The sequence below is a fragment of the Neobacillus rhizosphaerae genome, from assembly GCF_050477885.1.
Lineage (GTDB): Bacteria > Bacillota > Bacilli > Bacillales > Cytobacillaceae > Neobacillus > Neobacillus rhizosphaerae_A.
In genome coordinates this window covers 33,877-60,133 of sequence record NZ_JBCNAC010000028.1, presented here as the reverse complement: position 1 = coordinate 60,133, position 26,257 = coordinate 33,877, and the positions used below count along the sequence as shown (strand labels likewise).

The 26,257-nt window shown below is 37.4% G+C and carries 23 protein-coding genes; 13 read left to right on the top strand and 10 right to left on the bottom strand.

Going from position 1 to position 26,257, the window contains the following annotated elements; genetic code table 11:
• Positions 1-70: 70 nt before the first annotated feature.
• From ABES03_RS03875 to plsY, 4 genes are all read right to left on the bottom strand, one after another.
• Positions 71-862: a CPBP family intramembrane glutamic endopeptidase gene (locus ABES03_RS03875; protein ID WP_430115294.1), complete on the bottom strand. Its 792-nt coding sequence runs from the start codon at positions 860-862 to the stop codon at positions 71-73.
• A gap of 49 nt (positions 863-911) precedes the next feature.
• Positions 912-2,060 (bottom strand): CapA family protein, encoded by a 1,149-nt coding sequence (locus ABES03_RS03870; RefSeq protein ID WP_430115292.1) that lies wholly within the window; start codon positions 2,058-2,060, stop codon positions 912-914.
• Positions 2,061-2,208: 148 nt separating this feature from the next.
• Positions 2,209-2,385: a hypothetical protein gene (locus ABES03_RS03865; RefSeq protein WP_430115290.1), complete on the bottom strand. Its 177-nt coding sequence runs from the start codon at positions 2,383-2,385 to the stop codon at positions 2,209-2,211.
• A 124-nt stretch (positions 2,386-2,509) separates the two neighbouring features.
• Entirely contained in the window at positions 2,510-3,094 is a 585-nt protein-coding gene (gene plsY, locus ABES03_RS03860) for a glycerol-3-phosphate 1-O-acyltransferase PlsY (RefSeq protein WP_430115288.1), read from the bottom strand.
• Between the two features lie 181 nt (positions 3,095-3,275).
• Between plsY and ABES03_RS03855 the strand changes: the two genes are divergently transcribed.
• The 12 genes from ABES03_RS03855 (at position 3,276) to ABES03_RS03800 (ending at position 18,516) form a co-directional block, all read left to right on the top strand.
• Positions 3,276-5,015: a glycosyl hydrolase family 18 protein gene (locus ABES03_RS03855; protein WP_430115287.1), complete on the top strand. Its 1,740-nt coding sequence runs from the start codon at positions 3,276-3,278 to the stop codon at positions 5,013-5,015.
• Positions 5,016-5,274: 259 nt separating this feature from the next.
• Positions 5,275-6,195 carry a diguanylate cyclase gene (locus ABES03_RS03850; protein WP_430115285.1) on the top strand — a complete coding sequence of 307 codons (921 nt, stop codon included), beginning with the start codon at positions 5,275-5,277 and terminating at the stop codon, positions 6,193-6,195.
• 12 nt (positions 6,196-6,207) lie between these two features.
• Complete coding sequence (locus ABES03_RS03845; RefSeq protein ID WP_430115282.1) at positions 6,208-7,137, top strand: sensor histidine kinase; 930 nt, start codon at positions 6,208-6,210, stop codon at positions 7,135-7,137.
• A gap of 113 nt (positions 7,138-7,250) precedes the next feature.
• The gene (locus ABES03_RS03840) at positions 7,251-7,667 is read left to right on the top strand and encodes a CoA-binding protein (protein ID WP_430115280.1); all 417 of its coding nucleotides are present in this window, start codon (positions 7,251-7,253) and stop codon (positions 7,665-7,667) included.
• A 295-nt stretch (positions 7,668-7,962) separates the two neighbouring features.
• A complete protein-coding gene (gene parE, locus ABES03_RS03835; protein WP_430115279.1) occupies positions 7,963-9,942 on the top strand; it encodes a DNA topoisomerase IV subunit B in 1,980 nt (659 codons plus the stop codon).
• Positions 9,939-12,380 carry a DNA topoisomerase IV subunit A gene (gene parC / locus ABES03_RS03830; RefSeq protein WP_430115277.1) on the top strand — a complete coding sequence of 814 codons (2,442 nt, stop codon included), beginning with the start codon at positions 9,939-9,941 and terminating at the stop codon, positions 12,378-12,380. Before parE ends, parC begins: the two co-directional genes overlap by 4 nt.
• Positions 12,381-12,478: 98 nt before the next feature.
• Positions 12,479-13,237: a hypothetical protein gene (locus ABES03_RS03825; RefSeq protein ID WP_430115274.1), complete on the top strand. Its 759-nt coding sequence runs from the start codon at positions 12,479-12,481 to the stop codon at positions 13,235-13,237.
• A gap of 91 nt (positions 13,238-13,328) precedes the next feature.
• Positions 13,329-13,784 carry a staygreen family protein gene (locus tag ABES03_RS03820; protein ID WP_430115271.1) on the top strand — a complete coding sequence of 152 codons (456 nt, stop codon included), beginning with the start codon at positions 13,329-13,331 and terminating at the stop codon, positions 13,782-13,784.
• Positions 13,785-13,976: 192 nt separating this feature from the next.
• Positions 13,977-15,704 carry an ABC transporter ATP-binding protein gene (locus ABES03_RS03815; RefSeq protein WP_430115269.1) on the top strand — a complete coding sequence of 576 codons (1,728 nt, stop codon included), beginning with the start codon at positions 13,977-13,979 and terminating at the stop codon, positions 15,702-15,704.
• Entirely contained in the window at positions 15,701-17,602 is a 1,902-nt protein-coding gene (locus ABES03_RS03810) for an ABC transporter ATP-binding protein (protein ID WP_430115266.1), read from the top strand. The genes ABES03_RS03815 and ABES03_RS03810 overlap by 4 nt, the downstream gene beginning before the upstream one ends.
• 291 nt (positions 17,603-17,893) lie before the next feature.
• Positions 17,894-18,070: an antitoxin VbhA family protein gene (locus tag ABES03_RS03805; RefSeq protein ID WP_430115263.1), complete on the top strand. Its 177-nt coding sequence runs from the start codon at positions 17,894-17,896 to the stop codon at positions 18,068-18,070.
• A gap of 20 nt (positions 18,071-18,090) precedes the next feature.
• On the top strand, positions 18,091-18,516 hold the full coding sequence (locus ABES03_RS03800; RefSeq protein WP_430115260.1) for a PH domain-containing protein: 426 nt from the start codon (positions 18,091-18,093) through the stop codon (positions 18,514-18,516).
• Between the two features lie 120 nt (positions 18,517-18,636).
• On the opposite strand, the gene ABES03_RS03795 is transcribed toward ABES03_RS03800, so the two are convergent.
• The 5 genes from ABES03_RS03795 to ABES03_RS03775 all read right to left on the bottom strand — a co-directional run bounded on the left by ABES03_RS03795 (position 18,637) and on the right by ABES03_RS03775 (position 23,943).
• Positions 18,637-19,008: an rRNA methyltransferase gene (locus ABES03_RS03795; protein WP_430115258.1), complete on the bottom strand. Its 372-nt coding sequence runs from the start codon at positions 19,006-19,008 to the stop codon at positions 18,637-18,639.
• A gap of 29 nt (positions 19,009-19,037) precedes the next feature.
• Positions 19,038-19,319 carry a hypothetical protein gene (locus tag ABES03_RS03790; RefSeq protein WP_430115255.1) on the bottom strand — a complete coding sequence of 94 codons (282 nt, stop codon included), beginning with the start codon at positions 19,317-19,319 and terminating at the stop codon, positions 19,038-19,040.
• A 281-nt stretch (positions 19,320-19,600) separates the two neighbouring features.
• Positions 19,601-20,680: a tyrosine recombinase XerS gene (gene xerS / locus ABES03_RS03785; protein WP_430115252.1), complete on the bottom strand. Its 1,080-nt coding sequence runs from the start codon at positions 20,678-20,680 to the stop codon at positions 19,601-19,603.
• Between the two features lie 164 nt (positions 20,681-20,844).
• The gene (locus ABES03_RS03780) at positions 20,845-21,606 is read right to left on the bottom strand and encodes an SDR family oxidoreductase (protein ID WP_430115348.1); all 762 of its coding nucleotides are present in this window, start codon (positions 21,604-21,606) and stop codon (positions 20,845-20,847) included.
• Between the two features lie 174 nt (positions 21,607-21,780).
• Positions 21,781-23,943: a PQQ-dependent dehydrogenase, methanol/ethanol family gene (locus ABES03_RS03775; RefSeq protein WP_430115249.1), complete on the bottom strand. Its 2,163-nt coding sequence runs from the start codon at positions 23,941-23,943 to the stop codon at positions 21,781-21,783.
• 229 nt (positions 23,944-24,172) lie between these two features.
• Here ABES03_RS03775 and ABES03_RS03770 point away from each other — a divergent pair, with 229 nt between their 5' ends.
• The gene (locus ABES03_RS03770; protein WP_430115246.1) at positions 24,173-24,787 is read left to right on the top strand and encodes a TetR/AcrR family transcriptional regulator; all 615 of its coding nucleotides are present in this window, start codon (positions 24,173-24,175) and stop codon (positions 24,785-24,787) included.
• Positions 24,788-24,961: 174 nt separating this feature from the next.
• Here ABES03_RS03770 and ABES03_RS03765 read toward each other — a convergent pair whose 3' ends face one another.
• Positions 24,962-26,212, bottom strand: coding sequence for an ATP-binding protein (locus ABES03_RS03765; RefSeq protein WP_430115245.1), 1,251 nt, complete (start codon positions 26,210-26,212; stop codon positions 24,962-24,964).
• Positions 26,213-26,257 lie beyond the last annotated feature (45 nt).

Here is a 26,257-nt window from a genome sequence, read left to right as displayed (position 1 = left end):
AAAATCAACACTGTTCATTAACACAGACTATTATATAAGAAAAGCAGATAAGAATCGAATGATTCGAACTTTATAACGGGATAACTACCCAGCCAAGAAGTAACAGAAGGATAGTAATGATGCTATGGATAAAAAAGGAAGGTAGTAAACTCTTTGATTTAACAGTAACGAAGCCAAATAGAACACCCAATAGGAAATAGAACACACTTATTTTTATCGAGTAACCAAACATCGTTGTATACAGACCATAAGTAGCACTACTTAATAAAATACCCATACGCTCGCTGCTCATTCGGATAAACTGCGTACATAATATTCCCCGCCACAAGAATTCTTCTAAAAACGAATTCAAACCAGAAAACAGTAGAATGAATCCAAGTTCTACTATCGTCCATTCTCCCGCCTTTATTACAAGGACAAGAATTATACTTAACAAAAGCAGGGTTAGGATGAAATAAAAAAGCCGATAGAAGGAGATAGTGAAATGGCTGGTTATTTGAATGGGCGAATTCCTTATTAAGCTTATGTAAGAACAGCCTGTAGGCTTATTGAATTTCTTTATCACATAGGTTATTAGTAAAATCGGGATCGTCCATAACAATTGACTTATTAATACAAATGAAAAAGGGGAAAGCGGGGCCGCTCCGATAAAATGGTCGGCATAACCAATAAGTAAATTACCTAGAAAAAATGCAACTATCATCCAGACAAATAGCCGATTGTTTTCCTTTAAAAAAGCAACCAGTATTAGTAATCCTAATAAGATCATAAAGAAAAGCGAAAAAAAACTTCTTGTAAAAAGGAAGGACATAATGATAAATAGTCCACCTAACAACCAATCTTTAGAGTATATAGTGTCCATTCCTATTTTATCCTTTCTTACTATTGGTTAATTAGAAAAAAGCCCCGTCTTAACGGAGCCATTGTTTCATATGTTGTTGAATTTCTTTGTATTTTGCATCCGCATTCATAAGTCCAAATGTTGCTGCATTTTCTAATGGAACAACCTTAAAGTGGTGATTTTTTTGACTAGTGACATAGGTTGGAAAGAAAACCGGATTCGAAACTTCAATTGTTGTCCCTTTGTCAGTAATTTGTTTAGTTACATCGATTGTAGCTAAACCGCCAATGTCTTTATAATTATTATACTGAGCAGAAATAAAGTTGCCCAATGAATAAACAACAAATGCTTTCCTGCCATCCGTTGTATTGAGCCATTCCATTGGTTGAAGGACATGCGGATGAGAGCCAAATATTATATCCACTCCTTCATTCGCCAAGAAATGAGCTAAATCCTTTTGATTATTGGTAGGAATTCGTTGATACTCATTCCCCCAATGAATGCTCATCACGACTATATCCGCTGTTTTTCTTGCTCGATGGATTTCTTCTTTCATTTTCTCACGGTCTATCAGGTTGACAAGAAAATCCTTCCCTTTTGGGACGGGGATTCCATTTGTTCCGTAGGTATATGAAAGGAAGCATATTTTTATTCCATTTTTATTTATAATCCTTAAATTTTGTTGATCCTTATCATCTACAAAGCTCCCCACATATGGTAAACCTATACTTTGTAAGTAGGCCGCTTCTGATTGGACTCCTTTAATCCCTTTATCTAATGTATGGTTATTGGCGGTTGAGACGATATCGACACCTGTATGGACGAGGGCATCTGCTACCTCATGGGGACTATTAAACCTAGGGTAACCTGAAAGCCCGAGCTGCACGCCTCCCAACATGCTTTCTTGATTTGCTGTTAAGATGTCTGGTTTTTCTAACAGCGCTTTCATATTTTCAAACACTGGATCGAAATTATAACTTTTTCTATTAAAGGCATCTTGATAGACTACATCGTGGATCAGTATATCCCCAATTGCTCCAATCGTTACTTTTTCTATCAAACCCCGATTTACAAGTTGAAAAGGTCGAGTACTGTGTTTTTTTGTAGGAAACACTTTCGCTTTGTTTTCTCCCTTTTGTTCTTTGACGAAGAGAAACGAGGAAAGGGATACACATATAATAATTATTAAAACCGAGGGAATAATGGATTTCTTTTTCATAATTTCTCCTTGTCCTAGCTGGTTCAAGCAAATTATTTTTGTGGTCCTTGATAATACTATAATATATTACTATGGTTTTTTAAAAACTTTATCTAAAAATGTAGAAAAAAAGAAGCTAACTAGGTACTAGTCAGCCTCTACACTACAATTATGCATCTTCCAAGTCATCGAGGAATTGCAATAATTCATCGAAGTTTCTAGTCACTTTTATTAGGGAAAGGCCCGTTGTTTCTTCAGGACTCATAAACTCGACTATAAAGTCATTTACATCAGTGCTATCTGAAACAACGGTTGAAAAGATAAGTTCTTGTTTAACAATTTGCAATTTTATCCCCTCCATGAACTAACACTAATTCCTACTTTTATTCTATAAGAAATAATAGGGATATGACTGAAGGGATTTCGACATTTTCATGAAAAATGGCTATAAAAGAACCGATTCGGTTCCTTTATAGCCATTTGATTTTTGGTTCTGTCTTATTGATGATTCTCTTAATATTTGCCCGGTGGCGGTAAATGACAAATGATGCTAATAATGTTACGGCAATTAGTAACGGGACATTCCATATGACTATTGCGTAAATGACTGCACAGAGACCCGCAATCATAGAGGATAAAGAAACATATTTTGTTATGTACAGACTGAGAAAAAAGACAACCAAAACAGTGATGAACATAAATGGAGCACAGAGTAGTAAAACTCCTCCTGAAGTGGCAACCGCTTTACCTCCACGGAATCCCGCAAAAATTGGGTAAGTGTGACCAATAACAGCAAGTCCACCGGCTAGTAATGGGTTAATGTCTACATGAAAGAGATAGGGTAAGGAAGCTGCTAAGGTCCCTTTCAAAATATCAGCAAGAGTAACGGCAATTCCTGCTTTCACTCCAAGTGTTCGAAAAGTGTTCGTGCCGCCTAAATTTCCGCTTCCATGCTGACGAATATCGGTTTTATAAAACGTTTTACCGATGATTAACCCTGAGGGGATTGAGCCTAGCAAATAGGCAAGGATCAAGACTAATATAATTTGAACCATTCATAATTTCTCCTTCGATAAAAGATCCAGTTCTTTTATTTTACCATGTATTGATTAAAAAACACTATTGCTTTCTTGATTAACTTTAATAATTAGTGAAGAAAGGATTGAAAGTGATTCTAAAAATACCTTCTCAATTGCAATAAGATACCTTAGGATAGAAATAAGGAGGAAGGGAAACATGGCACGTCTAGAATATACAAAAAATAATAAACTATCAACCAAATGGATAATTGGAGGATTAATAGGTGCAATTTTACTTATGATCTCTTCTATTTTTCTTATACTTTATCCATTTGCATCAACCGAGAAAAAGACCTATTTTCAAGGTCAGCATCCAATCCTCTTCAAGGGAAAGCAACAAGGAAATGCCCTTATTGAGGGAAACACTTTATTTGTACCACTTTCATTTGTCAAAAAAAATATTGATAGCACAATCCATTATGATGAGAAATCAAAATCGGTTATTATCACTACGACAGATAAAGTTGTACGAATGCCAACTGATTCGTTAAGTTATTATGTGAATCAAAAGACAGTAAACTTACAGCTTTCTCCCATTCTTACGAAGAATGGAGAACTATATATTGCCCTTGATCCAATCTTATCTCTTTACCCTATTCAATATAAAACATTACCTGATAGTGATGCATTATGGATTCAACAGGATGGTGATCAATACGAGAATGGTAGGTTAACAGATAAGGAAACTAATAAAGAGAAGCTTAGACTTCGTACAAAGCCCACCTGGCAGTCACCATATGTCGCTGACATGAAATTGAATGAAGAGATTATCATCGAGGGTGAAAAAGACAATTTTTATCTTGTTAGGAAAGCAAACGGTGTTAGCGGCTATATAAAAAAAGAGTATGTCTCAAAAGGGGCACGCGTAAAGATATCCGTAAAGCAGGAGCGGAAGACATTTCAAATACCCAAAATAAATGGACCCATTCAATTAACATGGGAGGCCGTTTATACCAGGAATCCTGACATGTCGAAAATACCAGATATGACAGGATTAAATGTTATTTCACCTACATGGTTCTCCCTTGCTAACAATGATGGCGCAGTTAAAAACCTTGCATCACTTGATTATAGTAAATGGGCGCAAGGGAAGGGGTATCAAGTTTGGGGTGTGTTTTCTAATTCTTTTGATCCTCAATTGACCCACGAAGCATTCAAAGATTTTGATACAAGAGCAACGATCATCCGGCAACTGCTTCATTTTAGTCAGATGTATCAGCTTCAAGGAATGAACTTTGACATTGAAAATGTTAATCCGGAGGATGGTCCGTTAGTTACTCAATTCATGAGAGAGGCAGCACCCTACCTGCATGAAGCAGGCCTTGTCATTTCGATGGATATCACCTTCTCAGCAGGTGATAACAACAACTGGTCATCATTTTATGAAAGACCACAACTAGCCAAAATTGTCGACTACCTTATTGTTATGGCCTATGATGAGCACACCAATGCCTCTTCAGGATCAGGGAGTGTGGCAAGTTTTCCATGGGTGGAACGAAACCTTGAAAGACTTCTGACAGAAGTGCCAAAAGAAAAATTAATTCTTGGAGTTCCCTTATATGCACGGCTCTGGAAGGAACAAATGAATGCAGATGGTACGGTTGAAATAACGGCAAAGGCACTAGCGATGGATAAAGTGAAAGCGTGGCTGACTGAAAAAGGTCTACAGCCAAAATATGATGAAGAAAGCGGCCAAAACTACGCGGAATTTTATGCAGCGGATGAAAAAGCGACCTATAAAATATGGATTGAGGATGAATTTTCATTGAATAAACGAGCAGAGCTAGCGATCCAATATGAACTCGCTGGGATTGGTACATGGTCCCGACTATTTGGGGATCAAACTGCCTGGACAGCATTAAATCTACTAGCTGATCGATCAGTGACGCAAAAATAATCAAAGGGGAAGCACTCCTTTGATTATTTTTTTTGTAATATACCTATTTTTCTAAGTAACTAAGAACAATTAGAGTCAATTTTATTACAAAAATATGAAGAATTTTCAAACCATTTGTTAACTCGTTGAAAGCAATGTATAGAGCCCATATAATTTAGATAAAATCAGATAAACAAGCAAAATCCGGCCGATTTCAAACAAACAAATGGGCCCTTTTTCATACATAACTTTCAATAAAAAAGAAAGAGGTGATCATCATATGGCAAGAAATATCCCACAATATTTAACCTATCAATATCCTGATATTAAGGTGTTGTTAGTTGAAGAAGAAAAATTTTCTCGTGAGAAGCTTTTTCGTATTCTTAAGCGCCGTTTCTCAACGCTTTTTGTAGCTAGTGACAGTGTGGAGGGTATAAAGCTCTATCAGAAATATCAACCTGACATCATCATCGTTGATACTACAATGGATCAGATGAGTCAGTTAGAAATGGTGCAAAGAATAAGAGAAATGAATGATAAAGTACAAGTAATTCTAACAACTAACCATGATGATATTGATTTCTTTAGTCACATGATTAAGGGTTACTCGAATCATATTATCCTAAAGCCCATAAATTTAGATTATTTCTTTCAAGCCATACAATTATCTGTGAACCAAATTCAATTAGAAATTGAAAGGAAAAACAAAGTAGCTGCCATTGATTCCTCCGCAAATAGTATAGACCGTGAGAAGTTTCATGAATATCTGATAAATGAAGTAAAACGAACCAGACAAGGTACGCACCCTTTTTCTATGATTAAAATGGAAATCGACTTCTTTCAAAAGATTATTGATTGTTATGGCAAGAATGCAGGTGAAGAAGTGTTAACTACCATTTCAACCATTATCCAACAGAGAATTCGAGAAAAGGATATTTTGGGCAGTGGGAAAACGGATGAATTCTTCCTTCTACTCCCGAATACTGAAGCAGATGATGCGGTTGAAATTGCAGAGTCCCTTCGTTTTTTAATAGGGACCTTTGATTTTAAAAGTATTGGAAAAGTTACCTGCAGCTTTGGGGTTACTGAGTATCTAAACTGTAAATCAAAGAAAGAAATACTAAATGAGGCAGAGATAGCACTCTATGAGTCAAAAAAGAATGGACGGAATCGTGTAACATTGTTCAGCAAAATCCACTAAGAAGGTGCCCAATTGTTATTTTTGATTATAACACTTTCCCTAACCATTTGCTTACTGGTGCTAATATTGTTCCACTATTTTAGAAAGATTCGTGAATTAATGAATCTGCTAAAAACGAGTGAAAGAAAATATCAAGATGTAACAGAAAAGTATCACTCGAGGAATCAAAAATTTGACATACGAATGCAGGAAGAACTTGAAAAAAACAGGCAAAAAGATCTTCTATTAATCCGACATTCTAGATTTGCAGCAATTGGTGAAATGATTTCGAGCATGGGGCAACAATGGCTTCAACCCCTAAATAGTTTATCTCTATTAATTCAGGATGTCAGAGAAGCACGTGAATTTGGTGAAATTGATGATCTGTATATTGACCGCTTTACAGTGGAAAGTTTGGCTCAAATAAATGTAATGTCAGGTATAGTGAATGATTTACGAAAGTTTTATCAGCTAAATTCGGAAAAATGCTTCTTCTCTGTTGGTGATTCGATTGAGGATGCATTATCTATGTTTTCCTCCAGCCTAAAAAATCATAATATCCAGGTGGCATTTGAATATAGGGGGCAACATATCGGATATGGTTATCCTAATGAATTTAGCCAGGTCATGGTCATTCTTTTTTCAAATATTCGAGATGCTTTTGTGGATAAAAATAGTAAGAAACGCGATTTGGTTATCAAATTAGAGGAATCAAAAGAATGTGTTAATGTAGAGGTGTTTGAAAATTCAGGTGGTATCGAACCCGCTCACATTCAAAAGATATTTGCCCCATCTTTCTCCACCGATTCTGATGGATCCGGATTGGACCAGTATATAGCAAAAATGATACTTGAGAAAATGGATGGTCGGATTTCTGTAGAAAATACAAGCGAAGGTTCCAAATTCCACATTACACTGCCAAGGTGTGCTGTTTCAACTGAACGTGAGGTTGTTTCCGTATAAATGATCTCGTTAGCTCCTGATAAAAGCAGGGGCTTTTTAAATTTGAAAGCGTTAAATTATGTTTTTTGCTACGGTAACGGTAAAATAAAAGAAAAAAGCTAGGAGTGAGTATTATGACAATTGATATCCCAAGTCGCGAAGAACTAGGGGCAATTTTAAAAAAAGCAAAAAGAATTGCGGTTGTAGGTCTAAGCAATAACCCTGAACGGACCTCCTACCAGGTTTCAGCAGCAATGCAAAAGGCAGGCTATGAAATTATCCCTGTAAACCCTACCGTTGATGGGGAAGTACTAGGTGTAAAAGCCGTCGCATCACTAAAGGATATCGAGGGTCATATTGATATCGTAAACGTTTTCCGCCGTTCCGAACAGTTATTTGATGTTGCAAAGGAATTTGTTGATATTGATGCAGATATCTTTTGGGCCCAGCTTGGTCTTATCAATGAAGAAGCCTATACATTCCTAAAAGGAAAGGGATATACAGTTGTTATGGATCGCTGTATTAAAGTGGAGCATGCATTAACAAGATAGTATTTAAAAAAACTGCTAATAATTAGCAGTTTTTTCTATTTTTTTAACCCAAAAGTGAGGAAAATGATATGACAAAAATATGTTGTTTTAAATTACGTATTTGCCAAATCTGAATAAATCGCTACAATTAAGCATAGACGTCACAAGAACATGTGATAAAATAAATAGTGGCAAACATGGGTTCTATTCCATTTTTAAAGGATAATTAACTCATCTGAGCGAATGATTAAATGAACAGTTTATTAAGGCAATGAGAAGGTTGTTTCTTTTTGTAGGGTATGAAAGGGGTATTTTAGTGGCAAGAAATCAGCAAGCTTTTGATTATAATGATGATGCCATACAGGTGCTTGAAGGGTTAGAAGCCGTCAGAAAGCGCCCGGGAATGTACATTGGCAGTACGGATGCACGAGGACTGCACCATTTAGTGTATGAAATCGTGGATAACTCTGTCGATGAAGTGCTAGCAGGCTTTGGTGATCACATTATTGTAAAAATACACAAAGATAATTCCATCAGTGTTATTGATAGAGGACGTGGAATGCCTACAGGGATGCACAAAATGGGAAAACCTACACCTGAGGTCATATTAACAGTCCTTCATGCCGGGGGTAAGTTTGGCCAAGGCGGTTATAAGACGAGTGGTGGTTTACATGGTGTTGGTGCATCTGTTGTTAATGCATTATCAGAGTGGTTAACCGTTACCATAAAAAGGGACGGATTTATTTATGAACAGAGGTTTGAAAATGGCGGTAAGCCAGTAACCACACTTGAAAAAATCGGCAAGACGAATCAAACAGGAACAACGATTCACTTTAAGCCGGACCCAACTATTTTTTCAACCACAACATATAATTTTGAAACCTTATGTGAGAGGTTAAGAGAATCAGCCTTCTTGCTAAAAGGACTTAAAATCGAAATTATTGACGATAGAAATGGATTTCATGAAGTTTTTCACTTTGAAAATGGGATTGAAGCCTTTGTTGAATACCTAAACGAAGAGAAGGATTCACTCCACCCTGTTGTCAGCTTTGAAGGAACACAGAATGGAATTGAGGTAGAATTTGCTTTCCAATTTAATGATGGCTACTCCGAAAATGTCCTTTCGTTTGTCAACAATGTTCGTACGAAGGATGGCGGTACGCACGAAGCTGGTTCCAAAACAGCAATGACACGTGTTTTCAATGATTATGCGAGAAAGGTTTCTCTTTTAAAAGAAAAAGACAAAAACCTGGATGGTGCAGATATCCGAGAGGGCTTAGCAGCCATAATTTCCGTCAGGATCCCTGAAGAGCTTCTCCAGTTTGAAGGACAAACAAAAGGGAAATTAGGCACAAGTGAAGCAAGATCATCGGTTGATGCGGTTGTATCTGAGCATCTCTCTTATTTCCTTGAAGAAAATCCTGATATAAGTTCTTTACTCATTAGGAAATCTATTAAAGCATACCAAGCGCGGGAAGCAGCAAGAAAAGCGCGTGAGGATGCAAGAAGCGGAAAAAAACGGAAACGTTCTGAAGCAGTCTTATCTGGGAAACTAACTCCAGCTCAATCAAGAAATCCGCAAAGGAACGAGCTATATCTAGTTGAGGGTGACTCTGCGGGAGGATCAGCAAAGCAAGGTCGTGACCGTCGTTTTCAGGCGGTGCTGCCACTGCGAGGTAAAGTTATCAACACTGAGAAAGCAAAGCTAGCTGATATTTTTAAAAACGAAGAAATAAATACCATCATCCATGCAATCGGCGGCGGTGTTGGTTCTGACTTCAAAGTAGAAGATATCAATTATGATAAAGTCGTTATTATGACAGATGCTGATACAGATGGAGCACATATTCAGGTATTATTGCTTACATTCTTTTATCGCTACATGAAGCCTTTACTTGAAGCAGGAAAAGTGTTTATTGCCCTTCCTCCACTTTATAAAGTGAGTAAAGGGACGGGGAAAAAGGAAATCATTGAATATGCTTGGAATGAAGATGAACTTCAGGATGCCATGAAAAAGGTTGGAAGAGGTTATATTATCCAACGTTATAAAGGACTTGGAGAAATGAATGCGGATCAGTTATGGGAAACAACCATGGACCCTGAAACTAGAACGCTGATTCGAGTGAAAATTGATGATGCTGCAAGAGCGGAACGCCGTGTAACTACCCTTATGGGCGACAAGGTGGAGCCGCGCCGTAAATGGATTGAAAATAATGTGGCATTTGGGTTAGAAGAGGATGACACTATTTTGGAAAATGAAAATTTAACGGTCTCTGAGGAGGGTTCTGAAGGATGAGTGCAACAGAAAAATTCCGTGACTTACCTCTAGAAGATGTACTTGGTGATCGTTTTGGAAGATATAGTAAATATATTATTCAGGAACGTGCCCTGCCAGATGCTAGGGACGGCCTAAAGCCCGTGCAGCGAAGAATTCTTTATGCGATGCATGTGGAAGGAAATACGTTTGATAAAGGCTTTCGTAAATCAGCAAAAACAGTTGGTAACGTAATTGGTAATTACCATCCACATGGTGACTCTTCCGTGTATGAAGCAATGGTCCGGATGAGTCAGGACTGGAAGGTTAGAAACGTTCTTGTCCAAATGCACGGAAATAACGGTAGTGTAGACGGTGATCCGCCTGCGGCGATGCGTTACACAGAAGCTCGCCTTTCGGCTATAGCTGCTGAACTGTTACGTGATATAGAGAAGCAAACGGTAGAATTTATTCCCAACTTTGATGATACATCGAAGGAACCAACTGTTTTACCGGCGATGTTTCCAAATCTCTTAGTAAACGGATCAACAGGAATTTCTGCAGGATATGCAACTGACATTCCTCCGCATCATCTTGGAGAAATCATTGATGGGGTTATAATGAGAATGGAACAACCCGATGTTTCAGTCGATGAACTCATGAATATTGTCAAAGGCCCCGACTTTCCAACAGGCGGGATTATTCAAGGAATAGACGGCATAAAAAAAGCCTATGAAACTGGTAAAGGCAAAATTATCGTTCGAGGAAAGGCCGAAATTGAAGAAGTTCGTGGTGGTAAGCAGCAAATTGTGATCACCGAAATTCCTTACGAAGTCAATAAGGCTAACCTTGTCAAAAAAATGGATGAATTTCGCCTTGATCGGAAAGTCGAAGGAATGTCGGAGGTACGGGATGAGACAGACCGTACAGGCCTACGAATCGTTATTGAATTGAAAAAGGATGCCGATGCAGAAGGTGTTTTGAACTATTTATATAAAAATAGTGATCTTCAAGTAACCTACAACTTTAATATGGTTGCTATCCATAATAAACGTCCAAAATTAATGGGTCTTAGAGAATTACTAGATGCTTATATTGAACATCAAAAGGAAGTAGTTACAAAAAGAACTCAATTCGAGTTAAACAAAGCAAAGGAACGCCAGCACATCGTCGAAGGATTAATGAAAGCATTATCTATCCTTGATGAGGTTATTGCAACGATCCGTGCATCGAAAGATAAACGCGATGCGAAGGACAATTTAATTGCGAAATATGCGTTTACCGAGCTACAGGCAGAAGCCATCGTTTCTTTACAGCTTTATCGCTTAACGAATACGGATATCACAGCTTTAAGACAGGAAGCAGAAGAATTGGCCAAGAAAATCGAAGAGCTTTCTAGCATCTTAGCTAGTGAGAAAAAGCTTTTTTCTGTCATTAAAAAAGAGTTAAAAGATGTGAAAAAGCGCTTTGCTGATGAGCGCCGCTCTAAGATTGAAGCAGAAATCGAAGAATTGAAAATCAATCTAGAAGTAACCGTACCAAGTGAAGATGTTATTGTCACCGTCACAAAGGAAGGTTATGTAAAGCGGACAAGTCAACGTTCTTATGCTGCTTCCAACGGACAAGATTTAGCAATGAAGGATTCCGATCGTTTATTTGCACAGCTCGATATGAATACAAAGGATGTCCTTCTTCTCTTCACGAACAAAGGGAATTACTTATTCTGCCCTGTTCATGAATTGCCTGATATCCGCTGGAAAGATCTTGGACAGCATGTGGCCAATATTATTCCAATTGAACGGGACGAAGAAATTATCAAAGCCCTTCCGATTAAGAATTTTGAAACGGAAGCCTTCTTAGTATTTGTTACCAAAAACGGAATGGTAAAGAAAACAGAGCTTAAAGCATATAAAGCACAGCGCTACTCCAAGCCGCTTGTTGCTGTGAATCTTAAAGACGATGACCAAGTGATTGACGTACACCTAACGGATGGAACAAAGGAAGTATTTATGATTACTAATTTGGGGTATGCACTTTGGTTCCATGAGGAAGAAATTAGTATTGTTGGTCAACGTGCCGCTGGAGTGAAGGGCATCAATTTAAAGGATGGCGACTTTGTAGTTGGCGGTAAACTGATTACCCCTGACAGCAAGGAAAGCATTGTCATTTCAACTCAGCGTGGCTCTGTAAAGAGGATGAAGTTAAAAGAGTTCGAAAAATCCTCTCGTGCTAAACGTGGTGTAGTCATTTTAAGAGAGCTTAAATCGAACCCGCACCGAGTCATGGGCTTCGTGGTAGCTAATGACCCGGACATGATCTTTATTCAAACAGAAAAGGGGTATATAGAAACCCTTAAAACTGAAGATATTCGCTTTAGTGACCGTTATTCAAACGGCTCGTTTATTCTTGATGAAGGTGATAATGGAAAGGTTAGTAACCTTTGGAAAGAGGAAACTTCTTCTCAAAGTTCAATTGAATAAAATAGTTAATGGACTCTCTAAAATATAGAGAGTCTTTTTTTCATCATTTTTCCATTTCTGGACATACTAGTTATTAATAAGGTTTGGAGGGGAAATTGATGAAAAAAGAGATGCTGCTTGCTATGGTTGCGTGTTTTTTTATATCTTTAACTGCCATTACCGGAGTATACGCAATCGAAAAAAGTAAGGAAACAGTCACGTTATCCAAAGAAGAAATGGATATTACCGGTGATGGAAAAAATGATGTAATTCTGTTAAAGGGAGTTCCCTATGATGAAGAGGATTCATTTTTAAAAAGAATTTATCTTGAAGTGGTTGCTTCAAATGAGAAAACGTATACCATTTCATTAGAAAGTGGTTCTAAGGCATCGGTTCAGCTTATCGACTTAAATAATGATGGTGTAAAGGACTTATTTACGAGTGTGTTATCGGAAGAAAATGAAGGAACCGTCTACAACCTTCTATACTCTTTAAAAGACTTTGAAGTCACCAAATTAGCGGTACCTGAACCACTCGAGATGGAAAGTCACTTTTTAAATAATTTTAAGGCAGAGATCCGATTAGCCCAAACTGGAAAGTCATATTTATTGGATCTAAAAGATCGAAAGAATTATTATAAAAAAATGGGCGTCTATTATAAAGGAAAATTAAATGAACCAACCGAATTAACAGTCAATACATTTAGCAGCCTGACCCCTGTTACACTGGAAGGAGAGATTAAGGGGCTAAAAGGAATACAACGAGTAACCGGTATTGCAAATGGAGACACGATTGCATTGGTTGAATCTACCTGGATATTTGACAACGGTCATTGGAGATTGCTTTTAAGCAATCTAAAGAAGGACCAACCAAATTAACTATAATGATTCTTCATGAAATAGGCATTTGTCACGAAAAAATTTAATTTTCATATACTAAGGTAGCTCTTTTGAAAGGAGGAAGCTTTTGATGAGTGTCTTCATTCCTTCAAAATTATCAGTAAGCTACCAAGCCCCTGCTACCCCTTTTCGTCCTGTAGAGGGAAGAAAATATACACTCACTCATTCTGATACAACAGGACAGCTTTTTCTTTCTATTGGCTGCAACTATAATTATAGTGCTATTAACTATAATATGCGTGATGAGGTATTAGCTGAGTGGGTACCACAGTTAGGGGAATATTCATTGTGTGCTCGTGTCTATGTAAGCGGTGGGGATTATGATGAAAATTACACAAAAGTCCGTTTTATGATTTTTCAAAAGGAATTAAATTTAGCATTAAAAGCAATGGTTAATGGGGACCAAGCATTGTATTCAAACTTTCCATGGCTGTTGGATGCCCCAATCTACGTTCATTTTGAATCTATTTATCCTCAATTTAATCAGGTTATATTTTACGGTACACCAAGGAACTATTTAGTTTGAGAATCATGTAGATATAAATTTAAAACACAGGAAGACCTGTGTTTTTTGTGCTTAAAACAACTAATCTGGGTAAAATTTGACCAAATTTTTCATGGGGAATATACTTAATTCACTAAAGCTGAAAAGGTAAGTAGTAACATTATTTTTTTAAAATTTTTATCAATTTTGTGGCAAAAAAGGGAGGAAAGATTTTTGTTAAAATTAACAAAATATTTAAGACCATTTCAGCTGCCAATCTACCTGGTACTTGTCCTTGTCCTTCTACAGTCATTAGCTGAGCTATATCTGCCAACGTTAATGTCCGATATAGTCGACAAGGGCGTTGTAACAGGAGATACAGCATACATATGGAAAATTGGTGGTTTCATGTTGATCATCGCAGCTGGAGGGATGATTTGTTCGATTGCAGCTAGTTTTTTTTCAGCCAAGGCCGCCTCAGGTTTTGGAAAATTATTGCGTTCTAGCGTATTTTCTCACGTAAGCAATTTTTCCTTACATGAATTCGATCTACTGGGTACGTCTTCATTGATTACAAGAACAACAAACGACATTACACAAATCCAACAAGTACTTGTAATGATGCTGAGAATGATGGCCATGGCCCCAATGATGTGCATTGGTGGGATTATTATGGCCTATTCAAAGGATACCAAATTGACGCTAGTGCTGGCCGTTTCTTTGCCTGTTCTTGTTCTTGCCATTGTAATCATCGCTAGAAAAGGAATTCCGCTATTTAAAGCAATGCAAGTAAAACTAGATAAACTTAACCGGGTTTTACGAGAAAACTTAACAGGAATTCGCGTCATTCGCTCATTTAATCGGACTAATCACGAGAAAAAGAGGTTTAATGAAGCCAACTGGGACTTAACGCAAACCGCAATTAAAGTAAATAAAATTATGGCAGCTATGATGCCAATTATGATGCTCATCCTTAATCTTTCAACCGTCGCTATTATCTGGTTTGGTGGTCTTCGTATAAGCAATGGTCACATGCAGGTAGGAGATATGATGGCATTTATTCAATATGCCATGCAAATAATGTTCTCGTTTCTCATGCTATCTATGATGTTCGTAATGATACCACGGGCCTCCGTTTCAGCTGTCAGAATAAACGAGGTGCTTGAGACTGTGACAGATATTAATGATCGGTCTGTGTCTATGTCCGTAGGAAGCATGCGTGGTCTGGTAGAATTCAAAGATGTCACGTTTAGTTATCCTGGAGCTGAAATGCCAGCGATCGAGAATATATCGTTTAAAATGAAGCCTGGTGAGGTAACAGCCATAATAGGTGGAACAGGGTCTGGAAAATCAACACTCATTAATTTGATCCCTCGTTTTTATGATGCGGACAGCGGCACCGTCTTAGTAGATGGTGTGGATGTGCATGAAATGACGCAGGAACGACTCCGTGAAAAGATTGGATTTGTTCCGCAACAGGCCGTGCTTTTTACTGGGACGATATCAGAAAATATCCGTTACGGTAAAGAAAATGCAACGGAGGATGAAGTTTTGCATGCGGCTGATATCGCGCAAGCAACTGAATTTATTTCTGCAATGGAAGATGGATTTGATGCAAAGATTGCTCAGGGGGGAACAAATGTTTCTGGAGGTCAAAAACAGAGATTATCCATCGCCCGTGCACTAGTACGAAAACCTGAGATTTATATTTTTGATGATAGTTTCTCCGCATTGGACTTTAAAACAGATGCCAAGTTACGGTCTGCTTTAAAACAGGAAACTGTTGATTCAACCGTATTAATTGTTGCGCAGCGTGTGAGTACGATTATAGATGCAGACCAAATCATTGTACTAGATAATGGCCGGATCTCAGGCATTGGTACTCATAAAGAACTGTTGGATAAGAGTCCTATATATCGTGAAATCGTAATGTCTCAGCTTTCCGAGGAGGAGATTGCATGAGTAGAGAGTCGAAGAAACAGGATGCTGTACCAGGTGCTGGAGGACGGAGACCGGGGCCAGGAGGCGGATTTGGCCCAATGGGGATGGGGATGCCTGTCCAAAAAGCAAAGGATTTTAGAGGAACACTTAGAAGATTAATAGGATACTTAAGACCATATAAACTACAGCTTCTTTCTGTATTACTTACTGCAATGATCAGCACAGTATTCGCTATTGTCAGCCCCAAAATTATGGGTAAGGCAACAACCAAACTGTTTGAGGGCTTAATGATGAAGATTAAAGGTGTGCCTGGAGCAAAAATAGATTTTGACTATATTGGTCATATCATAATTTTATTAATTGGTCTTTATCTAATGAGTGCGATATTTGCCTATATTCAGCAGTATATCATGGCCGGAGTCGCTCAAAAAACCGTCTATAACCTGCGTAATGAAGTGGAAGAAAAACTTAACCGACTGCCGCTAAAATACTTTGATTCCCGGACACATGGGGAAATTCTCAGCCGTGCAGTGAATGATGTAGATAATATTAGTACTACTTTACAGCAAAGCTTAACCCAGCTCATTACTTCGGTTGTCACGCTAATTGGAGTGATTGTGATGATGCTTTCAATTAGTCCGTTGATGACACTCATCGTGGTTGTAACACTGCCGTTGAGCTTTATTGCCACTGCAAAAATCGCAAAAAAATCACAACAGTTTTTCAAAGGTCAGCAAAAATCGTTGGGACAGCTTAATGGACATGTTGAAGAAATGTATACAGGTCATAAAGTCATTAAGGTATTTGGGCATGAAAAAAAGTCCATTGAACAATTTGAGGGAATAAATGAAAAGCTCTATCAAGCAGGCTGGAAAGCGCAATTCGTTTCTGGCATGATTATGCCTTTAATGTCTTTTATTAATAATATTGGGTATGTTTTAGTATCTGTTGCTGGCGGTATCTTAGTTACAAAAAAGGCGATTGAGATCGGTGATATTCAAGCCTTTATTCAATACACCAGACAATTTTCTCAGCCAATCGCTCAAACAGCATCGATTGCAAACGTAATTCAGTCAACAGTTGCGAGTGCGGAGCGGGTGTTCGAGATATTAGACGAGACCGAAGAGGTACCTGAAGCGGTTGAAGCTCTCGAAATTGATTCTCCAAAGGGTGACGTAGCATTTGAAAATGTCTCGTTTGGATATAAAGAAACAGAACTGTTAATTGAAGACATGAATATTGAAGTGGAAAGAGGCCAAAAGGTGGCGATTGTAGGGCCAACAGGTGCTGGTAAAACGACCCTTATAAATTTATTGATGCGATTTTATGAAATCAACAAGGGTAGAATTTTGATAGATGGCATTGATATTAGAATGTTAAAACGTGCGCACCTTAGAAGCTTTTTCGGTATGGTGCTGCAAGACACTTGGCTGTTCAATAGCTCGATTCGTGACAATATCGCGTACGGTAGAGAGGGAGCAACAGAAGAGGAAATTATTTCAGCGTCACAAGCGGCTAACGCCGACCATTTTATCCGCACACTACCTGAAGGTTATGATACGATTTTGAATGAAGAAGCATCCAATATCTCGCAAGGACAGAAGCAGCTATTAACGATTGCCAGGGCGATTCTAGCAAACCCTGCTATTTTGATTTTAGATGAAGCAACCAGTAGTGTAGATACTCGGACAGAACTGCAGATTCAGCGGGCCATGAATCATTTGATGAAGGGACGCACGAGCTTTATTATTGCACACCGGTTATCTACGATTCGAGATGCCGATCTTATTCTTGTGATGAATAATGGAAGTGTGATTGAAAAAGGGAATCACGCAGAGTTGTTAGCAAGTGGCGGATTTTATGCTGATTTGTATAATAGTCAGTTTACTGGTAGTGGTGGAATAAAGAATGTAGGATAGTGTAGTTGACAGAGGCGTTTAGGGAGTCTAGTGGACTTTCTAGACGTTTTTTTGTAACTTTTGGAGTGTTGGAACGTAGATAAGAGGTAGGGATTTGTGCGTGGATTTGGGAGTATTATCCATACTTTGTAGAATTCCTTTGTGATTTTGTAGAATAACTCGTAAAATTTGTAGAATTCTTCATTAGTTTTGTAGAATTGATTATGGATTTTGTAGAATTCCTATGAAGCCCATAAGCCATTTGTAGATATGAATCAATTTTGTGTAGAAAAATTATATGAGGTGCCCATTATGAATGAAAGAATCGAAAATGCAATGAAAAATGCTCGAGCTTCGTTAGAAATCGATGGATTATCTCTAACAGAGGCTCAAATTCAGTTGGTACGGGATCGACTTAAAGGAAAAATCACAGAAGAGGAGTTTTTAAAAAAGGCATATGACATGGCAACCAATAAGGATAAAAAATAGTAGAAGGGAGGCCTAACGATATGCGGTTCTATTCAAAAAAAGGGCTTATCACCGGGGTTCTTTTATGGGGTACCATACTCTTTTTAATAGGATCATTCATTTTTCTCCCCGGAGGACCAGAGGGGATGGGGGAGACCACTACAACCATATTAACTACTATTTTATTAACCACATTTATTAGCTGGGTGTGGTTCGGAACGTATTATGAAATTAAAGGAAAACAATTAATCGTTGTCGGTGGACCATTTCGTTGGAAAATTGATATTATGTCAATCAATAGCATTCGAAAAACACTAAATCCATTATCAAGCCCAGCATTATCATTAAAACGACTAGAAATACAATATGGTACATACAACACGATCTTAATTTCACCTAAACATGATAACAAATTCTGTGAGATGATCAAAAAAATAAATCCTAAGATTGAAATCAATTTAAACTAAAAAAATTCATTCTGTCTCAATATCACAAGTATACTTTGGATATGAGACAGTTTTTAATTTCTTTTTATAAGTTCCTAGAATATGTATTATGTTCGGGGCGTTGTATATGATACTAAAATTTTACTCTATCCGATGTTTATAATTACTTTTTTTAGCCTTCTCCACATCAATAAAATTAACACTATATTCAATTACATCATTAATAAATAAATCATGCTTTTTTGCAAATTCTTTTACTTTTTCTAAAAGGTTTTTGTCATATGTTGTTTTATATTGAACCCTGTCAGTAGGTCTTAATTCTTTGTTAAAACTAATATAGCCTTTAGATAAAACATTTTGTAATCCACTTTCAATCAAGTAATTAATATGTGTATTATTGTTTTTGGCTAATTCATTTAAATCATTAATTAAAGATCTACTAATGTTTGTTCTGAATTTAATTCTCGAAATATCTGTTGTTTGAATCAACTTTCCATTTACTGTTACCCACATTTCAACCACTCCAAATATTTAATATTGACTTATATTTCATTTATACGTTGTGTCATATAATCCTTTTTATATGAAGCGTAATAATCAATTACTTCATTATATATAATTTTTGCTAGTTTAGGAAGTTCGTATTTTCCTTTAACCCAAACTCTATATATCAGATTTCCAGCATTACTAATCTGGGATGTTATCTCCGTTCGTAAATTCCAAGATTGAAAAACAGATAGAAGACCGTTGGCAAATCCAATACTTCCTGTTGTTATATTCATTACATATCCTGTCTTTTGAACCCAACCATCACCATCAATCACACCTCTTATAAATGGAGGTAAGTATTTATTAGGAACATCTGGAAAGGACCTCAACCATCAATTTATAAGATAGACCATTTAAGTACATTTCAATGATTTGCTCGTAGGTAATATCTTTCTTTCTATGCATTTGAACATCCTCCTAAGATAGAAGCAACCTAATTTAATTATACGAACAAATGTTCTTTGTGTCAAAAAACATGAGAATTATATCAAATAAAAAATCTGCATTTGTCTAATAATCGTAACAAATACAGACCAGTAAAAAATAAATATCAAATTTAATCCTTCGGCATATCCATCTTATCAACAGCATCTTTTAGATCATCATTACGTATATGCGTGTATATCATTGTTGTTTGGATCGATGAATGGCCTAATTGCCGTCTTAATTTCGGTACATCATTTATCTCCGAATGGTATCTGGTAGCAAATGAATGCCGCAGCTTATGTACTGATAACGCTGGTTTACCGAATGCTGCAGCATATTTTTCGATTAATTTTTCCACCGCACGTGCTGTCAGTCTACGAGATTTACCTTTTGGACCCATGGGAGCCGAAATAAATAGCGCTTTATTATTCTTATCAATTTGGTATTTTGAAACTCTGACAGCCAAATATTCTTGTAAATCCGCCATCGCCACCTGGCTGAAATACACGTATTGCTCTTTATTTCCTTTACGAATCACTCTTGCTGTGAACTTGCTAAAATCAATATCATCCACATCTAATCCGACCAACTCAGATAAACGGAGGCCGGAACCTAATATTAACGATACAATAGCCGTATCACGCTGCTGATTCATTTTATAAAAATGATAGATTCTCTTATTATCTTTGTTTAATTCTCCGTAATCATGTGCAATAAATGCTCTAAACTTCTCATATTCATCGCCAAGAAGGATTTTGCCTTCCATTTTATTGGCGATTGTTTCCATGCTTTCCTTAATCTCATTAAATTCAATCTTAGCCATGACATTTCGCTGGATATAGGGCTGTAAATCACGTGTCTCAGCGATATTCTGCAAATAGTTAAATAAGGATTTCAGCGCCGAAAGCTTACGATTGACAGTAATTTCTTTGTTATTTAACTGATAATGTAAAAAGTTTAAGAAATTATCGACCTCGATGACAGTCATTTTCTCTAATTGTTCAAGTGGAATATCTTTAACATCACCAGTCCACAATTGCTCACTGATCATCCAATTAAAAAAGATCTTGAAATCATGACAATAGTTTAATAAGGATGCTGCTGAAAGCTTTCGTTGTTTATGATTGATATATTCAGCCACATACCATGGCAATTCATTTAATAATTGCTGCAGCTTTTTATAATTTAATTGTTTTGTTTGATTTGCCATAAATTCACCTCATCATTTATATATTCGCCCCCCCTTTTTAAAATCCTCCTATTATTACGTCAAATTTATATTTTACGTAATAATAATAAATTACATAATTTCATCTTCTCCACATTCGTTAATTCAACAATAATGAGCTACCCACACGGTAGCTCATTGCGTCATTATAGAATTGTGTTTTTCATATTGGCGTACATCGCCTTTACGGTCTCATCAATTTCATCTCGGGACATCCTCATCGCTTTTTCAGCACGTGCGTAACCAATTTCGGTTTTTCCTGCTTCTAGGCCTTTAAATATAGCATCTGCAAATTCATCTACTGGGGTGCCAAAGGTATGCAAGCCTACTCCGCCTAAATCGGTATTAACTGCCGGAGGCGCAATTTCGATCACCTCAATGGCCGTATCTTCAAGCTGATGTCGTAAGCTCATCGTAAATGAATGAACCGCCGCTTTCGTAGCTGAATAAATCGGTGCAATCACCATTGGGGTAAACGCTAAACCAGATGATAAATTAAGGATAGCCCCATAGTCTTTATTGGCAAAGTACGGCGCAAATAGCATGCATAAATGAAATGGTGCCTCGATGTTAGACGCTATTTCATGACTGTAATAGCTCCAATCTTCCATTGTGTTCGTTTTAAGTACATGATAGCGCTGCTGAATGCCTGCGTTGTTTACAAGCACGTTCACTTCAGGGTGCTCGTCCTTTACCCAGTCGAACAAAGTAATCCGATCAGATACTTTGGTGACATCACAAACGCGGGTAATCAGTTCAGGATATTTTTCCTTTGCTTCCTTTAGCTTTGCTTCGCGTCTGCCGCAGACAATGACCTTGTTGCCTGCTTTTATGAATCTCTCGGCAAAAGCAAACCCGATTCCTGCTGCCCCTCCCGTAATAAGTACGGTATTCCCTGATAGTTTCATCATATCCCTCATTCGTTGAATGTTTTTTCATTCCTCATAACATATTCATTATTCTTCCTTTTCCCTAGTTAAAAATTCTATCATACGAATTAACATTCCTTCTTATGCCTTTACAAAATGAAAAGACCCCCTCGCGCTAAAGAATTAGCATTCGGGGGCCTGACTCTCTCAGTTCTATTCTCGCTTTTTTGCAATAATCTCAGTGATATAGGCGGTGACATCTTTTATTTGTTGCTTTGTAAGAATATCTCCAAATGCAGGCATAGTTGTTCCGCCCTTATTTACCCTTTCTGTTACCTTCTCGGGATCCTTTGCAACTTGACTAAGCTGTAAATCAGGCCCATTATGTCCCCCTGTTCCTTCTCTCCCGTGACAGGCTAGACAGTTTCCTTCAAATACTGTCTGGCCATCATCGACACTTGCAGTTACTTCAACAGCACCATCGTTTGTGCTTTCATCATTATTAACAGCTACTGGAGTAGTCCCAGATTCAATCGTACCGTCCAAGGCAAATGTCCATAGTGAGTCTCCATGCTTCGTCCCAGCAAGAGAATTTCCTGCAACAAGGACAGAAATATATTGTTTTCCATCGACTTCATAGGCGATTGGCGCGGCATTTACACCAGCATCTGTCTTGAACTCCCACACTTGATCACCCGTTTTGGCATCATATGCAATTAATCTGCCATCATTATGACCGACAAAAACAAGGCCACCCTTAGTCGTTAAAACACCACTATAGGCACTATCATCCCATACCTTTTGCCAAGCTATTTTATTTGTTTTCACATCGATCGCCGTCACGGTGCCTCGTCTTGGAGAATCATCTACAGGCGCAATGATACTTCCAAGATACATACTTCCTTCTTTAAACTTTTCTTCACTTCTGGTGAAAAGCTGGTACTGGTCTGTAGCTACGACATAAAAATATCCAGTGTCTGGATTGTAGGCAGATGGTGGCCAGTTGGCACCTCCAGCTGCTGCTGGTTTTAAAAGAAGTGGCTCTTCCCAGAAAGGATCAAATATCTTACCAAATTTCCCTTCATATTTAGGTGCATCCTTAGCAAGAGCTTCTTTTGTTACCTCTTGTGGAACAAACGCATCCCCTTTTGGAATCGGCTGTGTAGGTGCAGTTGCCTGTCGCTTATCCTGCGGAACAGGTACTTCGTCAATTCCTATTAATGGCTTCCCATTTGTCCGATCTAAAATGTATACCCAACCCGTTTTCCCGGCTTGAGCTAATCCTTTTCTCATTTCCCCATCAATCTCAACGTCAAATAAAATGACAGGATTTGGTGCATCTAAATCCCAAATATCATGGTGCACCTCTTGAAAATGCCACTTGTATTTACCCGTTTCTGCATCAATCGCCACAATTGAAGCGGCAAAAAGGTTATCCCCTGATCGTACGTTTCCATCTAAGTCTGGGCCAGCATTCCCAGTTGAGAAATAGAGCAGTCCCGTTTCAGGGTCAACAGCCGGTGTCTGCCAGACTGGCGCACCGCCGCGTTTCCATGAATCATTGTCACTAGGCCATGTTTCATGTCCAGTTTCTCCGGGCCCTGGAATGGTATAGAATCGCCAAAGTTCTTTTCCACTTTTGGCATCAAAGGCAGTTACCCTGCCCCTTGTTCCATATTCACCGCCTGAGATACCCGTGTATATTTTGCCGTTATAGTATAGCGGTGCACTTGTAATCGTATAGCCCTTTTTCCAATCATCAACAACAGTGGACCAAACTTCTTTTCCTGTTTTCTGATCTAACGCCACAAGCTTTGCATCTAAAAGACCTACATAAACTAATCCATCGCCAATGGCAACTCCCCGACTTGTCCAGCCACAGCAAACGGTTGTTAAATCGTCAATTTTAGGCTTATAAATCCATAAATTCTCACCCGTTTTTACATCCAGTGCCGATACCTCATCAGCCCCTGTAATAATATACATTACTCCATTATAAACTATCGGCGATGCCTCGCCTGAATACTTAAACTCTTGACCAGAACCAAGGTGTGTTACCCATTTTCCTTTTAAATTTTTAACATTAGTAGTGTTGATTTCATTTAATGTAGAAAATCGTTGATTAAATGTACTGCCGCCATTAGTAATCCAATTCTCTCCTGGAAGCGTTGTCAATTCCTTGCTCGTAAATGCTGGTGGAATCGGATCCTTTGGCACCTCTACTTGTTGTTCGGGAACTTTTTCAGTTTCATTAGGTTTGCTAGCTGTTTGTTCGGTTTTATTGCCTGAGTTCAGAAAAAAATAAAACCCGACAACGATGACAAACAGGACCAAAAAGCTGGCAACAACAAGCCATTTGTTTTGTTGTACTTTCATTTTACCCCCACCTTCTCTCTTTTTCCTTTTCTAGTATAGTAAGATAATATATTCATAAAATAGTATATTTTTAGGAAAAAATGATTATTGAATTTTTAGAATATACATACTATTTTATGATATAATCACTATACCAAACTGACTAAAAGGCCCACAATCAACAGAAGGTTAAAATGTGTTGAGGTAATAAACAATTTACCAAAAATTGTTGACTTAAGGAGGATTTTTCATGATCGATTACAAAAATATCTCTAAAAAACAACAACATACAGTAATGGATTTCTACTTCGTCTTGGCGGACATGACGGCTAAAAACGGATATTCCATGTTATCTATTTCAGAAATCGTGTCACACTCCGGATATAATCGTGCGACATTTTATAAATACTTTAAGAATAAACAAGATCTTGCCAACTCTTTCGTTGAATACCTATCTCATGAGTTCTATCAAGAATGCCTTCATCCTTTTAATGAAAAAGAACAAATTAACTTCAATCGCATGAAGCCACAAGAGTTTACGATTTTCCATCATATTTTGAAACATTCTCATTATTATAGATTATTAATAGTAAACGACACTGTTCCAAAATTACAGAGTTCAATTATAGAAACCATTATTACAATATTACAAAATGAACTGCTTTTCGCTAATTTCCAAGATAGTTCACCTATATTTAATTCGAATGCCTTCTATAAAGCGTATGGGTTTTACGGTTTAATCCATGAATGGATTAAAAGTGACTTTCAAATATCACCTAATTTAATAATGAAAGATTTACTCACTATTTTTACAACCGACAATTCTAAAGCTAATATTCAATCTAGTTTTTCAAACAGTTTGTAGAATTTTTTTCTTGGAGTTCTTACGGAGTTTGCGAAGAAGATATTCTAGAGATTTATAATGGGAAGGGCTTAAGGAATTGACCAATGCGATATAAACGACTGGCGCGATATGATAGCGAACAAAAAAATAATGACACAAAAATCCTGTGTTTCAAGGAATTTCGTGTCATTGCTCTTAGGTTATCTCGGGTAAAAGAATAATAAATTCTGTCCCCTTATCCTTTTCACTGTTCACATATATTTTCCCCTTGAATAAACGGATGATTTGAAAACTTACCATCATCCCTAATCCAGTTCCACTTTCCTTTAAAGAATAAAACGGAGATCCAAGCCTATCAATTTGATCTTTCGTCATGCCGATTCCTTGGTCTTTAATGATAATCTTTATATATCCATCATTCGTAGAATTACATGTAATCCAGACATTTCCACCATTCGGCATTGACTCTATCGCATTTTTTAAAATATTAATCAAAGATTGGTTTAATTTTTGAGGATTAGCATATATCCAACAATTATCACGAACATCAGTTTTAACGTCTACCTTATGGTTCTTGGCATAACCTTGAATGATATTTGCTACTCGTTGCAACTGATAACCTACTTCGATTTTTTCGAAATGATTTATGGAAGGTTTTCCAAAAGATAAAAAATCATTAATAATTTCATTTGCACGATCTAATTCTTCAATGGATAATTGGATATATTCTTTCTTTTTATCAGGCAAATCAGGCTCGTTTAAAAGTTGCAGGAAGCCACGAGTAACTTGCATCGGATTTCTTATTTCATGAGCAAAAACACTGGTTAACTCACTTATAACTCGTAATTTCTCCGAATTTTGCATCTCTAACCGCAGCTGGTGAATCTCCCTTATATTTTCAATTAACAAAGTGAATACCCATGTAACTATAACTACAAAAATAAGATGAATCATCTGTACTTTAAGATACTCTGCGGAAAAACCTCTAAGAATACCAAAAAAAATAAGGCCAAACACACAGTAGTAAGAGGAAAGACTGACAGCAATTTTAACCCTTTTATCTTTTTTCGAACTTGCAAACGATCTTTGAAAAAACAATATCACAGGCAGTGAGAATAATAAGACAAGAACCGTATTATAAAATCCTATACTGAACCCAGAATATAGGCGAAAGATAATGATAAGGGCTGATAGAAAGATGCCCGGCCAATATCCGCCGTATAAGGCTCCAAATAAAAGAGGAATAATTCTTAACTCCAATCGAGCATTTTGACCATAACTCACTGGAAAGGACATGCAAAATAAGATTGATATTCCCCACAAAATGGTCATTATTAAGTTTCTATTCTTATCAGTCTCTACCCTCTCAGTAATAAATGTATAGTAAATAAATATGGGTATGACCATGAACGTTATTTGCAGCAAAAAATCCTTTATTATACTCATCTTCGTTACCTTTTCTTTTCTATTAAAAATCTAGCACTGTTTCCA